A 14,922-nucleotide genomic window follows, 5' to 3' on the forward strand; every position below is an offset into this window, starting at 1 on the left:
GCCCTTAACAACTCTTAAACAGGCAGACTGGTTTCCCCGCCGTCCGCCCCTTTCGATAATTCTTCATCAATCATTTTATCAAGCCGGATAATACTTTGTTTTGCCCGGTCTTGATCTATTTTTCGGTAATGATGTTTACCGCCTTCTTCTTCGTCTTTTTCATCTGCCCATTTCACGACTTTTTGAAGCGGCGTCCGGACAATGTCATTCGAAGGCAAAAAAGAATCTGTATGGAAAAGGATGGCAAGTGAAGTGGCTTTCGCCTGTACGGGGTTTTCTCCCAGTCTGATCAGGAGCTTGTGTGCTCTTTCTGCTCCCTTTATCGGATGGATATCGTTCTTCCGGTATAACTCGTAGTCCCACTTTCCGTTCCTGTACCAGGTGAAATGGCCGATATCGTGGAGGAACCCAGCTTTGGCAGCCATATCTACATCCACTTTATGCTCTTTGGCAAGCTGGAACGCATGATAGGCAACTGCAATTGCATGCGCCATTCCAGAACGCTTCAAATACTTTTGGGCAATATGGTGTTCATATATATCCAAAAGAGTGACATCTCTCATAGGCTGACCTCCTTCTATAGTGATTTGCTTATTTTTATGAATGTTAACAGAAGTGAAGGAAAAATGCACATTTAAAACCTTCCCTATCTTACTAACGTCAAAAAAGGCCGGCAAAGGGGTCCCTTTGCCGGCAGCTGTCGTTAATTCCAGTCCTTCAACCTCTTTCTTATACTCTCTTTCACCCTTACTAAAAAGGTTTTCTCTCCTTTAGCGCCCTTTTGTTTGTTCCATTCATTAAAACTCGCGACAATGATAAGGATCGAACCAGCAATCAGGAGGTAACCCCACCACGGAAGGTTTCCCCAGAAAGGCCTTGTTTGCAGGAACACGTTTAAGAGCAAAACCCCTGCTCCTACAAAGAAATAGGCTTTGACCCTCAGCCACATACCCGCAAGCATGGAAACAAGCGATAAAGAACCAATGATCAACGCATCATAGACCGTGTTGCTAGCCAGCCCATCCTGAATGAGCAGCAGAGAGACAAGCACGAGAATTGCCCATTGAATATAGCTCGTAATCTTTGCATGCCGCTGTCTGAACATCAAGCGCATGAAGATGGCCAGCACTATGAATGGCAGTACGTACGCTTCCCTTTCTAATAAAGCTGGAATTTCCATTTGCTCAATGGCTGTATAATAAGGAACCAGCAAATAAGCTCCTGCCAAAAAACGGATCCACACAGAATCCACACCGTTGATCCTGTTTCTCTGAAGCCATAAACCTCCTGAAACAAGCAGCCCATGGACAATCAGTGCCCAGTACGTTTCAGTGTGAAGTGGTGCGATGGAGCAGATGAACAGGAAACCAACGATTGAAAAGGCATCAAGACTTTTTAGCCCGTAAGCACCGCCACTCTCCCAAAAATCTTTATACAGCCATGTTCCCAGTAAAACAGTCGAGACGCCGTATGCAGCCAGAATGGCAATCTCGAAAAAGACATGAAGATTTGACAGGAACATTATCTGGATTGTTCCGTAAAAAATCATCAGCAACGGTGCAATGGCAACCAAATCCCACTTAAATCGGTGGAGCAGGAATAGTACCATCACCGCATAACCAACCGTTATACTATATAAAAGCCATGTATATGGATAAGCGACGAGAAAGCTTGAGATTCCCAAAAGCGAAAACGGAATCAGATAAAACTGTGCTCTTTTTTTATAATCCCTGGATGAAAAGAACCAGAAGACTGTGATCAACATACTGACGGCCAGAAAAGCATATTGACTCGATTCTGCTGTCGCAAAATTACTTATGCCAGTCCAGGTTGCCAAAAATAATGTAGTGAACGCGCCATACAGGAAGGATTTGATCATCCATTCTTTTTTTGCGAACATTACGCTGGCGGCATATACAGCTGTTGCGACCAGATAGCTCCAGACTGCATTCTCAGAAAAGAATATAAAGTTAAATGCCATGAGAGGAATTAAATAAATATTCCCAACCCAGGCAAAACCCTCTGCCAACAGCTTTTCCTTAACCCGCAGTAGCGCTGCCATGCCCAGCAGCAGACAGCCTCCTGATGGCATTAAAAGTGACTTTGCTATGTCAGTGAAGAATATGATCTCTTCACTAATTGAATTTACAGTGATCAGATACCAGACAAGGATAATAACTCCCGGCAAAAACGCTAATATTCTTTCCCTGACTGCAAAGTAAAGCAGCAGTGACATGAAGATGCCGCCAAACCAGATGAGTGACTCTCCATATATGCTGTCAATAGGTGAGACGAACGTAAGGAACAGGCTGACAGCATAAAAACCATGAGCAGTGAAGAAGGAACTTTTGGCAAGAACGGAATCTTTTATTTTCTTAAATGCCATGTGGGCAGCTAAAAGCAAGATTCCTGCTATCGCAAAGTTTCCTGCCATGCCAAAAAAATCGTCATACATGCTTGTTTGTGTCCTGATTTCCTCTCCAAATGAGGCAACAGCCAAGCCAAGGGAGACAGGGACAGCCCACTGCGCCAAGATAGGGATAAGCGCTCTAGAATCAATTTTCCGCATGATATAGAATACAAAGCTCGTGAGCATGAACATAAGGCCTAGTTCCCACCATACAAACATCGAAAAAGTAATAAGGACCATAAAAAGCATGATCAACAACCCAACATCCCGCGAGCTTGTTTTAATCACCTGAAGCTGCTTAAGTTGAAGCAGCCAGCCAGAGGTCATAAAAAGGACCAGTCCGATAAAGTATAACGGCAGGGTCAGATTCTCGAACCCTAGCCAGTTTTGCAACTGCAACACCATTTCAAACAATGCGGAAGCTAGAAATAACGGACTTAAATATTCAAAGATTATATTTCTATTTGTATTTGCAAGATAAATGAAATTCGCTGCAATCAGCAGGTAAGCTGTAAATAAAACCAGGGACGGATTTTCCGAGTGCAGCATCAGTCCTTCAGCTGTAATGAAGACGAACGCAAGTCCTGACACAACTGCACTTGTTATTTGGAAAGCCTTTTTCAAAGCGAATTGGTCCCCGAACAATCTCGGCACGAACAGAAAAACAAATCCAAGAAGCGCATAGCCGATCGCACTTACTTCTGTAATATGCCAATTTTCTAAGATTTGATAGACACCATAAACTAACATAGTACTGAACACAAAATGGTATTGCTTTTGGCCAATCACAAAAATCATCGATAGATAAACAATGGAAGTTAAAATCAAACTGAATCCATTGAAAAAATGATTCTCATAGAAAAAGAGCATCAACAATGTCGATAAAACTAAGTTTGCCTGTGAATAAATGGCAAGTTCCTTTGTGAAAAGCGGCAGCCTGCCTTTCTTTTTGAGCTGATGATACCCCGTGATCAACAATGCATTGAAAATCACCAGACCAAGATAAAATCCATCTGATTCAAGGCCTGTTGCCCTCAGCACGTAAGCAGCGGCAATCGAAGATGAAATAAGTGTAAACCAGACAAATAATCTTGATGATAGTCTCCTTGCAAGCATAAAATAAATCGGAATCAAAATTGAACTGCTGATCGTCCCTAAAATGAATCGTCCATCACCATAAAATGATAAATAAGGGCCTAGCAATTCAAACCATCCCAGCGACAAAGTGAAAATTGGCAAAAACAGACTTCCAAGTACCACAAACGCGAATGCGGTTTTTTCAATTTTTAGCACAGTGTAGCTTATATAGGCAAGACCATAAAATAACCCGGAGACAAGGGCGATCGATCCAGCTTTCATCCAGGGGGTCATTGTGTCCCAATTGCTTGTCGCCACGAACAGGCCGCCGATTAACAGCATAATTACCCCTATATTCAATGACCAGGAAATATTCCGTTCCCGAATTTCTTCTGCTGTTTTCTTCGGCTTGATTTTCACCGGAACGGATTTCGGCTTCGTTTCCATTTCAATTTCAGTTGAAAGATGAACATCACTTGGGTGTTTGATCTGCTGTTTTGATTTTACCGTTTTGATACTATGATGATCCGGGTTTCTACCTGTTACCTTCTCTTTCTCTTGTTGTTCCCTGGCAAGCAAATCAAGAAAATATTCATTATGGGCTTCAGCGATAGTGTCATATTCCTGTGCAGAAACATAACCTAGCTCTTTTAAATGGTAGAGCTCATCACGGAAGATTCTCCGCCTTTCCTCTTTAGGAGTAAGTTCCATTTTCATCCCCCTGTTCCTGTATAATCCTATTATTATCATTTAGTGTAATTTTACACAATTTATAAAATAATTCAATATTTAATCAGTGATTTCCATTCATCATTTTTCGACAAACACTGTTCCTTTCATAACGAAATCCCTTTATAATAGCTAAGTGGCATAGGTAATAATATAAAACCACAAAAAATAATAAGAGATATAGAGGTTATAAAATGGCTGATTTTTTATGGGTAATTTATCTGGGGTTCCTCGGGACAACAGCAATCTGGTTTTTAATTAAAGGCAAATACAAGAACAATATCACTAGATTTGATTTTGTTGTTTCGATCATAACCTGGCTTGGTCTATTCGGATATGTGACAGAAACGGAAATGCTGGTACCTTTGGTGTGGAAAATGGTTTTTATCTTCGGACTGCTCTGGGATGCAGTATTTACGATTTTCTTTGCTGAACGTTTTGCCGGTGATTTCGGCTTAGATGAGGATGAGGAACCAATGCCGCTGGCAGCGAAATTAAGTGGCTTAATTACAGTTGCACCATTATATTATGGAATTTTCCAATACGCATTTTAAAACGGTTTAGGCCGTTTTTTTATTGACTTAGAAACGTTATACTGAAATAACAATAGCGTTTTCTAATATAACAATTTCAAATTTTTGTGGTTTTTAAGCGTTCTGCAACAATAAATAAAGATAAAATTATCACCAGGTACTAGTAGTGTTCATTAGTGTATGCCTCACGCGGACACTCACTGTATCTTCCATTTAACGCATTTGGGCAAAAAAAAAGATAAAACCAAATGGTTCCATCCTTTAACGGCTGCACAAAGCAGATATTGCTTCTGCCATACATCAATTCATCCCGCTTGCACATTAAAAAGACCAGCAGTTCCAATCACTGCTGGTCCATGAATTATAAAGGCAGTAAGGCCACTGTTTCTTTACCCTTGAGCTGCTCCACCATCTTAATCCATTTTTCTGGCTTCTTTTCCAGTACAGAATAATAAGTCGTCAAGAAGTCTGTGATTAACGCTGCCGGTAATTCATTGGTTTCCTCGTCACCAGGCATGAAGCATAAATCCAGCCCTTCTACAGCTTCTCCGTCGTTTTCCCATGAAGGATGGACATAATCTATATCCAATCGCTTATATCCCAGGTGTGAAAGAACTTCGCGCCTAACAAATGGATCCATTGTTTTTACGCCGCCAAACTCGTGGTCTGTTTTACGATAAGGATCATAAATTTCAGCAAACATCCCGAATAATTCTACACCCTGCTCAGCTGCAAGGCTTTGCAGATCACTCATTCTTTTATTGGCAAGGAAGCGCCCAATGCTAAGGCCCGGTTTGCCGACAATCGTGAAGTCTGTCATTGCGATGTTCCAGTCTGGGTAATAACGGTATTCAGTCACACCAACGACTTCATCTTCATCGACGGCAACAAAAACACGGATTCCCGGATCTTCAAGCGGTTCTTTCCATAGTTCAAATTCCAAAACTTCCTCAGGAGGGAATACCTCTTTCATTAAGCTATGGAGTTTGGCAAAAAGGGGATCTTCAATGCTGCTAACACGGATATACTCCATCTAATCTGCTCCTTCTCGAGTTAGATTTTTTCTGCTTTTTCCCAGTCTGGATATAAATCTGTTCGACGGTCACGCCAAGTTGTCACAGAACCTCGCTCCCGGACTTCGTACAAAAGTTCGAGGTCCAGGTCAGCAGTAATAATCATATCATCGTTCAGTTCCCCTTCTGCCTGAAGGCCTTTAGGAGGGAACGGGATATCATTTGGTGTGATGACTGCCGCCTGACCAAAGTTCGCACGCATAAAATCAACTGTTGGCAATGCACCGACTGTGCCGGTTAAAACTACATAAACCTGATTTTCGATTGCCCGTGCATGGCTAGTATAACGAACACGATGGAAACCATGGCGGTCATCCGTGCAGGATGGAACAAATATAACATCAGCGCCTTTTGCTTTAGCCATTCTCACAATTTCCGGGAACTCAATATCATAGCAAGTCAAAAGAGCGATTCGTCCCTTTTCTGTATCAAATACCCTGAAATCCTCTCCCGCACTCATATTCCATTCATTTACTTCAGTTGGCGTAATATGGAGCTTAGCCTGTTCAACGATCCTGCCATCGGGATAAAACATATGTGCGACATTATACAATTTTCCTTCTCTTGCGATGACATGTGTCCCGCCGATGATATGCATGCCTGTTTCTAAAGCAAAATTCTGGAACAGGTCTAAATATTGTTCAGTAAAACCAGGGAGTTCATTGATGGTCAGCCTTGTACCCTGCTCACTGCCGATTGATAACAATTGAGTAGTGAAGAACTCAGGAAACAATACAAACTCAGAACCATATTCCTGTGCTGTTTTAACATAATGCTCACATTGCTGAGCGAACTCTTCAAACGACCTGATCGTGTGAAGATGGTATTGGACTGCAGAAACTCTCATTTTCACCCATCATTCCCCCTGTATCATAAAGAAATAGCTTCTTGAATTCAAAACTTCGGAAATACGAAAATCATTATAGTACATTTTATTTTCTTTGGATATATTTTTTGATTAAAAAATCAACCAGATTTAAACCTTTTTACAATATGAAAATCGAACACTAAATAATGGTTCCATCTTTTTACAAATTAGAATATAATCTAATTAGATATACTTCTAATTATAAAGAGGGATAATATGTTTTATACTCTAAAAACAGAAAATTGGTATCGAAAGCTATTCCTTGCCGGGATTATAAATGGTATTGGAGACCGCTTCAGTCAGGTGGCCCTGCTGACATTAATTCTCCAGATGACAGGGTCAGGTCTCGCTGTCGGGATAACGATGGCCCTCAGAATGATTCCTTTTTTGCTTTTCAGTCCAATCAGCAGCAGCCTCTCAAGAAAAATGGGCCGAAAAAACGTGATGGTCATAACAGATATCGCAAGAGCATTTATTGCTTTATCTTTTCTGGCAATCAACAGTGCGGATGATATGTGGATTGTGTATGCCGCATCCTTCTTCCTCGCTTCCGGTGAGGCCATCTATTCACCAATCAGGAAATCTAGTATTCCTGTCCTCGTATCTGCTAAAAACTTAAAGGAAGTGAATGCATGGGAACAGGTGTTAATAGGCTTAGTATTGGTAATCGGGGCCTTTAGTGGCGGGATTGTTTCATATTTCCTCGGGGCAAAAGCTGCTTTTCTTATCAACATTGCATCCTTTCTAGGCGCCGGCTGGATTATATCGACATTGCCTAAAACAGGGCACCAGACAAGGCCCCGGTTTATTAAGACAGAAAAACAGGAAAGTTACCATGACCTGTTACCGGTTATTGCCACTTCTTCTTTCCTGATCATGCTTATGCTGTTTGAAATGATCATACCGCTGATTAACGGCATAAAAAACGTATTGTTAAGCGTATATGCCGTAGAAACATTCGGCATGCAAGATTTAGGAGTCGGCATTTTGTATAGTATTCTTGGATTAGGACTGATTATCAGTCCAATGTTAACCAGATTAATAAAAAACCGTTATCTGCTTGTTTCTTTCCTGTGTATCATTGGTGAAGGATTATTTCTTTCTGCTATAAGCCAGAGCAAACTTTTCTGGATGGCAGCTATCCTTTTTGGAATCACAGCTATATTCAGCGGAATTGGTAACACACTCGTTGATACGGTAGCAATGGAAACCATACCTCCAAAGTGGCACGGAATGTATTTTGGTTTAACGTCAATGATGTCGAACACATTCATAGGGATCTCAATGCTTCTTACTGGAACAGCGTTAGAATGGTACAGCCCTCGATGGGTTGGGTTATTTGGCGGAATGCTGTATATATTAGCCGGAGCGATCTTCATTTTTTGGGCTCTTAAGTACAGCTTGCATGAGGAGAAAGCAAAATTGCTTCAAAAGGTTACTTGATGAAGAACTGCAGACATGAAAAAAGAACGAGAGCGAATCCTCGTTCTTTTTTAACTGTAGAGAATCTTAGGGTTAAAACCAAGCGTGTTATATTATCCTTACAAATCCGCTTGCACTTGATAATTCACGGGCAGTCAAAAACAATAACTATCCCATATCAAACTGCTAGCAACTTATATCATTATAATATCGAAAGCTATCAATCTGTGGTTTTTACTGTCGGAATGCCTGATATATAGCTATTAATCAGCTTCCCAACTTGTCGGATCATCGATTTTCCTGTCTCATTATCCTCCAGGCCATCGATCAAGACAGCGGCGTATGCTCTTCTGTCTCCATAAGTGATAACAGCACAATCGTGCTCAATACCATACAATTCTCCAGTCTTGTTTCCAATGCTTAATAATGATTGATTCATATAAGCAGGCAGTTTTTCCTTAAACTGCTGCTGAAGGAGCAAAGCATTGAATCGATGACTGGATGGTTTTGTTAACCATTGGCCTTCAGCAGCTTCTTTTAGGCAAAGAACGATATCAGCAGAAGTGGTGAGATTATCGTTACCGTCTCGAATAGATTTGAAATCCAGCATTCTCCGCTTCAAAACGGTTTTTTTCATCCCGATTGTTGAGATTGTCGAATTGATTCGTTCCATCCCAAGCAGGTCGATAACCAAATTAGTTGCCGAATTATCAGAAACGATGATCATAAGGGTCAACAGGTCATGAACGGATATTTGCTTCGTATTCATTGCTTGCAGGACCCCTGTGTCACCCACTTTGTCTTCTTCCCTGACACTTATCAGCCTGTCTGGCTGCAGGATTCCAACCTCCAGCTGCCTCAAAGCCTCAAACAAGATAGGCAGTTTAATCAAGCTCGCTGACTGGAAAACTTCGTTGCTGTTAAACTCTATGATTCTGTCTTCAATTTCTAAAAACAAACTCGCCCGGCCTTTCCACCTGGCGAGTTCTTTTGCTAATTGATCCTCTAATTTTTCAATGTGCATCATACCAAAACCCTTATCTGATATTTACTAGCATTTCCTTATTCCCATCGTTAGTTACATCCTCATTATATAGATGACAAGCTACAAAATGGTCCTTATCGATTTCCTGCCATACCGGTTTTTTCTCGGCGCAGACTTCCATTGCGTGTTTGCATCTTGTCCTGAAAACACATCCGCTTGGCGGATCCATTGGACTAGGCAGTTCTCCCTCAAGAATGATGCGTTCTCTTTGGTCTTCTACATCAGGGTCGGGAATTGGGATGGCCGATAATAATGCCTGGGTATATGGGTGAAGCGGTTTATTATACAGCTGGCTGCTCGCGGTCAGCTCGACGATGTGGCCAAGATACATGACACCAATCCTGTTGCTTATTTGCTTAACCATAGAAAGGTCATGGGCGATGAATAAATATGTCAACCCTTTTTCCTCTTGGAGCCGTTTCAGAAGGTTCACTACTTGCGCCTGTACAGATACATCCAGGGCTGAAATCGGCTCATCCGCAATGATGAAATCCGGGTCAAGCGCAAGTGCTCTTGCTATTCCTATCCTTTGACGCTGACCACCGCTGAACTCATGGGGATAACGATTGGCATGATCCCGATTCAGGCCAACATCCTCGAGCAGTTGAAAGATGCGTTCAAGACGTTCCTTCTTATTTGGAAATAATCCATGGACTTCCATTGGTTCAGCTATGATTTCTTTGACTGTGGATCTCGGGTTTAAAGATGCGTACGGATCCTGAAAAATCATTTGCATCTGCTTGTGAAATTGGAATTTCTCTTTTTCAGATAATGTATGGACATTCTTGCCATTGAAAATGACTTCTCCATCTGTACGGTCATAAAGGCCAATCATGGTCCTTCCGGCAGTGGATTTGCCACAACCGGATTCTCCAACAAGCCCGAATGTCTCACCTTTATAAATATCAAAGGATATACCGTCTACAGCTTTCAATACTTCATTTTTACTCATACTGAAATGCTTTTTCAAATCTCTGACACTTAATAGAACTTCATTTTTCATCATTATGCCTCCGTATTCATCCAGTAGCGTCTAGCTGCACAGAGTTCTTTTTCATAGATTGTTCCTTTGAGCGCAATAATTTCGATTTTTTTGCCGGTATTAGGAGAATGCAGAAGCTTTCCATCACCGTAATAAATGCCTACATGATGAATTTGTCCTTTCCCTTCTTCATATGCGAAGAAAAGCAAATCACCTGGCAGGATATCCTGAATTTCGATGTTCAACCCGGCTGCTGCCTGTTCATGCGCATCCCTCGGAATAATGTAGCCATTGGCCCGGCATATACTGTAGGTGAATCCAGAACAATCATACCCATAGCTGCTCATGCCTCCCCACAGATAAGGCAGCCCAAGGAATTGTTCGCCAGCTGCAACGATCGCATCACCATTCCTTTGAGGAATTTCTTTTTCAGATGGATGGATTTCTACATCCTCTGTACGTAAAATTCCAATTCCAGTTGGCGTCTTGACTCGGATGCGGTCGACGACATCCTCAACGACATGCAGCATTGTCTGATAGCTTAATTCCATCAACTTTTCATTTTGCTCTGAGTAAAGCAATGCTTTCTTGGATGTTACCACAGCGACTTGCCCCTTCTTTGTATACCAATCAGACTGTTGAATCAGCTGAGCTTTTGGGATCCAGCCCGGATAACCTCTTTTGTCTTTACCTGACGGCTGGTCCGGGATTAAGACATGAGCCCAATCATCCTTTTCATCAATGATCAGAACCTCCTGGCCGAATAAAACCTGTGATTGAACGAGGTTGTCATCACATAATTGCAGTCTCGGTTCATAGGTTAGCTTTTCCAGCCACTCTTCAATTTTAACAGTTCCTGATACTGCCTCTTCATCGATTTCCCTTGAAGAATCATATGAAGTCCATAGAGTTGCTACCGGGACATTGACGAGCCAAAAATTATTGCTTTCCATTCATCATTCCTCCTTCTAAAAGGACTTGTTCAATCCCGAGACCTGTTCGTTCCGGAAGTGCTATCTTTCTGCCATTATACTTTATGCCGCCAGAAATCGATTCTTTTGCAAGCATTAACGGTGCATCAAAATCAAAACGGGTGATGTTTTTCTTGCTGGCGGCAAAATGGGCAGCAGCCGTGATACCAAGCTTGGTTTCAATCATACTGCCTACCATGCATTCGATGCCGGCCGTTTCAGCCATCTGGTTGATGATTTGAGCCTGATAAATTCCGCCTGATTTCATTAACTTTATGTTAATCAGGTCTGCACTTCTCCTTCTGATCACTTCAAATGCCTGTTTTGGAGAAAATACACTTTCGTCGGCCATGATCAATGTATCAACCGAATCGGTGACCTGTTTCAGGCCGTCGAGGTCCTCCGCTTTTACGGGTTGTTCTACAAGTTCGATGTCCAGACCTGCATCCTCCATGCTTCGAATCGCCCTGACTGCATCCTTTGGTTTCCACCCCTGGTTCGCATCCAGACGGATTTTGATCTCTTTGCCGACCCTGTTGCGGATTTCCTTGATCCTCGCCATGTCTGTAGATATCTCGCCAATACCTACCTTAACCTTAAGGACATTGAATCCATTCCTCACGTATTCTACTGCATCCTCACCCATCTCTGCGGGACTATTCACGCTGACAGTAAAATCCGTTTCAATTTCATTCCTGAAGCCGCCAAGAAATTGATAGAGTGGAAGACCGCTATGTTGAGATATACAATCGTACAATGCCATATCTACAGCTGCCTTCGCGCTCGTGTTATTGACAAGAATCGTTTTTAATCCCTGGAAGATAGCTTCATAGCCAAGAAGATTTTGATTTAATAAGAAAGGGCGGATTACATCATTGATTCCTGCTTCAATGCCAGCAAGACTGTCTCCAGTAATAACCAGAGTCGGAGGTGCCTCACCCCAGCCAACAATCCCATTATCACAGGTGATTTTAACAAAAATCGCTTCAGCTACCGTAACTGTGCGGAGAGCCGTTTTGAAAGGCTTGTTCAGAGGGACCGCTGTCCGGAATGTCTCAATCTTTTCAATAATCATTTCCTTGTCTCCTTCGGTACTAGTTAATGCCACTCTCGACGAATAACCTTTTTTCTACAGTATCCATTCTCGCAATCGTTCCGAATGGAACTCCAATATGCGGAGAACAATGCCCCATTTTAAACCCCTTTAGTGAAGGCCTGCCCGCGAGCTTAACATAGTGTTCGATGACTTCCTCCAGGGATAACGACAGCTCCCTTTCCGGAACACAATTATTGAAGTCACCTAAAACGATTCCGGAGGCCTCCTGCAGTTTCCCTGCCATATACAACTGATTAAGCATGCGATCTACAGCCCGTGGTTCTTCATTAATGTCTTCAATCAACAGAATCTTGCCCTTTGTATCAATTTCAAATGGCGTTCCCATCGAACTTGAAAGGAGTGACAGATTACCGCCGACCAATGGGCCTTCAGCAGAACCTTTTACTAATTCTTCTATTTTCGAAAGATCCTGATCATATTGCAAGTCTGTCGGCTGGAATAGTTGTCGGAATGTCTCTTTGGAAAGTGGATGGGCGCCTTCTTTTCCGATATCGGAGGCAAGCATCGGACCATGGAATGTGACGATGCCGGTCTGCTGCCGTATGGCTGTGTGTAAAAAAGTGATATCACTGTACCCCCAGAATATCTTTGGATTTTTTTCAATTAGTTTATAGTCTATAGATGATGCGATTCGAGCCGTGCCATATCCGCCTCCTGCACAGATAATCGCTTTAACCTCGTCATCAAGGAACATTTCATGCAAATCTTTCAACCTCGCTTGATCATCCCCAGCAAGATAACCATATTCTTCATACAATGATTTACCTAATTTATAGTTCAGACCAAGTTCTTCAAGAAAGTCCAGGCCACGCTTCAAGTTTTCCTTATTAGGCGGGCTTGCTGGCGCAATGACTGCAACAGTATCACCTTTATTTAAGCGATCATGCTTAATTGCCATGTCAATCAACTCCCTTTTATCATCGGATTATTTTGGATTTGTTCATATGATATATGTAAAGCAGTATGGTTCTGGGAGAACAAAGATTCATATGTTATAGAATGTTATAGAATATTATTTAATAAGTATGTACTAGTAAAAAAAGAGGTGTTCCAAGACGAACACCCCTTTCTTAGAATCGTTACTTCTTATCGGCCCACTTCAATTCCAAATATCCTACTGGGTGGCGCACAACACCTGTTACAGCTTCGTTTTGAAGATATACCTGATTGTAGAAGTGAACGGTGAAGAATGGTGCTTCTTCAAAAAGAATCTTTTCAGCTTCGTACATTAATTCAAAACGTTTCGTTTCGTCAGATTCGTTCTTCGCTTTTTGAATCAATTCATCATACTTCGGATTTCCCCAGCCCGTACGGTTCATGGAGTGTCCAGTCTGGAAGTTTTCCAGGAAGTTGATTGGATCTGCATAATCTGCTAGGAAAGAACTGCGTGAAAGCTGGTGCTTCAGTGCTTTTTGTTCTTCTGCGAAAACATTCCATTCCATGTTCGCTAGCTTGACTTCCACTCCCAGATTTTCCTTGAACATTTGCTGCAATGCCTCAGCAATCTTTTTATGAGTATCGTCTGTGCTATAAGTCAGGGTAACGTCTGGAAGTTCAGAATAACCTTCTTCTTCCATTCCCTTTTCTAGCAATGCTTTAGCTTCTTCAACGTTTGTTTTGTTGAAATCTCCGTTTACTTCACGGAAATCCTTGCCTGATGGATCCTGGAATCCCGGAGATACAAATCCATAAGCAGCTTTTTCTTTGTTCTTTGTTACAAAGTCAACGATCTTTTGCTGGTCAACAGCAAGAGCAAACGCTTTACGGATGTTAACGTTTTGGAATGGTTCCTTCGTAACGTTGAAGCGGTAGAAGTAATCTCCTGCCTGGTCTTCAACCTGGACCTTTCCTTCTTTAAAAAGCTTTTCGCTCAGTTCAGCAGGTACGTCTGAAACGTCAAGGTCCCCTGCCTGATACATTTGATATTCTGTATTTGTGTCATCAACAATCGCCCATTCAACGCGGTCAAGTTTAACGTTTTCCGCATCCCAGTACTGGTCGTTCTTTTCCATGACGAATTTTGTATCATGTTCCCAGCTTGCCAGATTGAAAGGACCATTGCCTACAAATGATTCCGCTTCGGCGAACCATTTTGGATTTTCCTTCGCAACTTTTTCATTGACCGGGAAGAAAGCCGGATTAGCAATTACACTAAGAAAGTATGCCTGTGGGCTTGTCAAAGTAACTTCGAACGTCTTATCGTCAACAGCCTTTACTTTGACATTTTCAGCAGAACCCTTGCCACTGTTAAAATCCTCTCCGCCTTCGATAAAATAGCCCAGGAATGCTGCAGATGATCCAGTGGCAGGGTCAAGCAGACGTTTCCAGGCAAACACGAAATCATTTGCTGTTACATCATCACCATTAGACCATTTTGCATCTTTACGGATATGGAATGTGTACGTTTTACCATCTTCAGATACATCCCACTTTTCTGCAGTCGCAGCTTCAGGCTGATGGTCTTTGCCAAGTCTTGTCAGGCCTTCCATCAGGTTGTTCAAAGAATTCCATGATGCAGAGTCAAAACCGATTGGCGGATCAAAAGATGTTGGCTCCTGGCCGTTATTAAGATAAAGTACCTTTTCGATGCCTTTTTCCCCACTGTCTTTTTCATCTGTCTCTTTGCCTGCTTCATCACTGGCGGTACATGCCGCCATCGTGAACACTAGCAATGCTGCCATTAACATCGTTAAAA

12 protein-coding genes are annotated in these 14,922 nt (G+C 42.1%); 2 read left to right on the forward strand and 10 right to left on the reverse strand.

The features are described from left to right. Positions 1–14: 14 nt before the first annotated feature. Positions 15–563, reverse strand: a complete 549-nt coding sequence (locus tag J7E38_RS17990) for an HD domain-containing protein (RefSeq protein ID WP_214708471.1) — start codon at positions 561–563, stop codon at positions 15–17. 140 nt (positions 564–703) lie between these two features. Then, a complete protein-coding gene (locus tag J7E38_RS17995; protein ID WP_214708472.1) occupies positions 704–4,198 on the reverse strand; it encodes a hypothetical protein in 3,495 nt (1,164 codons plus the stop codon). Between the two features lie 212 nt (positions 4,199–4,410). Between J7E38_RS17995 and J7E38_RS18000 the strand changes: the two genes are divergently transcribed. After that, a complete protein-coding gene (locus tag J7E38_RS18000) occupies positions 4,411–4,770 on the forward strand; it encodes a hypothetical protein (protein WP_214708475.1) in 360 nt (119 codons plus the stop codon). A 340-nt stretch (positions 4,771–5,110) separates the two neighbouring features. Here the strand turns inward: J7E38_RS18000 and J7E38_RS18005 are convergent, their stop codons facing one another. Both J7E38_RS18005 and J7E38_RS18010 read right to left on the reverse strand, forming a co-directional pair. Then, positions 5,111–5,782: a GNAT family N-acetyltransferase gene (locus tag J7E38_RS18005; RefSeq protein WP_214708477.1), complete on the reverse strand. Its 672-nt coding sequence runs from the start codon at positions 5,780–5,782 to the stop codon at positions 5,111–5,113. Between the two features lie 20 nt (positions 5,783–5,802). Then, positions 5,803–6,675 carry a carbon-nitrogen hydrolase family protein gene (locus tag J7E38_RS18010; protein ID WP_214708479.1) on the reverse strand — a complete coding sequence of 291 codons (873 nt, stop codon included), beginning with the start codon at positions 6,673–6,675 and terminating at the stop codon, positions 5,803–5,805. A 231-nt stretch (positions 6,676–6,906) separates the two neighbouring features. Between J7E38_RS18010 and J7E38_RS18015 the strand changes: the two genes are divergently transcribed. After that, complete coding sequence (locus tag J7E38_RS18015) at positions 6,907–8,133, forward strand: MFS transporter (protein ID WP_214708481.1); 1,227 nt, start codon at positions 6,907–6,909, stop codon at positions 8,131–8,133. Between the two features lie 199 nt (positions 8,134–8,332). Here the strand turns inward: J7E38_RS18015 and J7E38_RS18020 are convergent, their stop codons facing one another. The 6 genes from J7E38_RS18020 to J7E38_RS18045 form a co-directional block, all read right to left on the reverse strand. After that, positions 8,333–9,139 (reverse strand): serine hydrolase, encoded by an 807-nt coding sequence (locus tag J7E38_RS18020; RefSeq protein WP_214708483.1) that lies wholly within the window; start codon positions 9,137–9,139, stop codon positions 8,333–8,335. 10 nt (positions 9,140–9,149) lie between these two features. Next, on the reverse strand, positions 9,150–10,160 hold the full coding sequence (locus J7E38_RS18025; RefSeq protein WP_214709032.1) for an ABC transporter ATP-binding protein: 1,011 nt from the start codon (positions 10,158–10,160) through the stop codon (positions 9,150–9,152). A gap of 2 nt (positions 10,161–10,162) precedes the next feature. Further along, positions 10,163–11,092 (reverse strand): C40 family peptidase, encoded by a 930-nt coding sequence (locus J7E38_RS18030; RefSeq protein ID WP_214708486.1) that lies wholly within the window; start codon positions 11,090–11,092, stop codon positions 10,163–10,165. After that, positions 11,079–12,185, reverse strand: a complete 1,107-nt coding sequence (locus J7E38_RS18035; RefSeq protein ID WP_214708487.1) for a mandelate racemase/muconate lactonizing enzyme family protein — start codon at positions 12,183–12,185, stop codon at positions 11,079–11,081. The genes J7E38_RS18030 and J7E38_RS18035 overlap by 14 nt, the downstream gene beginning before the upstream one ends. 19 nt (positions 12,186–12,204) lie before the next feature. Continuing rightward, on the reverse strand, positions 12,205–13,125 hold the full coding sequence (locus tag J7E38_RS18040; protein ID WP_214708489.1) for a S66 peptidase family protein: 921 nt from the start codon (positions 13,123–13,125) through the stop codon (positions 12,205–12,207). A 181-nt stretch (positions 13,126–13,306) separates the two neighbouring features. Further along, the gene (locus tag J7E38_RS18045) at positions 13,307–14,914 is read right to left on the reverse strand and encodes a peptide ABC transporter substrate-binding protein (protein ID WP_214709034.1); all 1,608 of its coding nucleotides are present in this window, start codon (positions 14,912–14,914) and stop codon (positions 13,307–13,309) included. Positions 14,915–14,922 lie beyond the last annotated feature (8 nt).

Origin of the sequence: Bacillus sp. ISL-35 (assembly GCF_018613355.1) — a bacterium.
Classification (GTDB): Bacteria; Bacillota; Bacilli; order Bacillales; family Cytobacillaceae; genus Mesobacillus.

Coding starts and splice junctions, on each gene's coding strand:
- J7E38_RS17990 (WP_214708471.1), bottom strand. CDS start 563: ATGAGAGATGTCACTCTTTTGGATATATATGAACACCATATTGCCCAA.
- J7E38_RS17995 (WP_214708472.1), bottom strand. CDS start 4,198: ATGGAACTTACTCCTAAAGAGGAAAGGCGGAGAATCTTCCGTGATGAG.
- J7E38_RS18000 (WP_214708475.1), top strand. CDS start 4,411: ATGGCTGATTTTTTATGGGTAATTTATCTGGGGTTCCTCGGGACAACA.
- J7E38_RS18005 (WP_214708477.1), bottom strand. CDS start 5,782: ATGGAGTATATCCGTGTTAGCAGCATTGAAGATCCCCTTTTTGCCAAA.
- J7E38_RS18015 (WP_214708481.1), top strand. CDS start 6,907: ATGTTTTATACTCTAAAAACAGAAAATTGGTATCGAAAGCTATTCCTT.
- J7E38_RS18020 (WP_214708483.1), bottom strand. CDS start 9,139: ATGATGCACATTGAAAAATTAGAGGATCAATTAGCAAAAGAACTCGCC.
- J7E38_RS18025 (WP_214709032.1), bottom strand. CDS start 10,160: ATGAAAAATGAAGTTCTATTAAGTGTCAGAGATTTGAAAAAGCATTTC.
- J7E38_RS18030 (WP_214708486.1), bottom strand. CDS start 11,092: ATGGAAAGCAATAATTTTTGGCTCGTCAATGTCCCGGTAGCAACTCTA.
- J7E38_RS18035 (WP_214708487.1), bottom strand. CDS start 12,185: ATGATTATTGAAAAGATTGAGACATTCCGGACAGCGGTCCCTCTGAAC.
- J7E38_RS18040 (WP_214708489.1), bottom strand. CDS start 13,125: ATGGCAATTAAGCATGATCGCTTAAATAAAGGTGATACTGTTGCAGTC.
- J7E38_RS18045 (WP_214709034.1), bottom strand. CDS start 14,914: ATGTTAATGGCAGCATTGCTAGTGTTCACGATGGCGGCATGTACCGCC.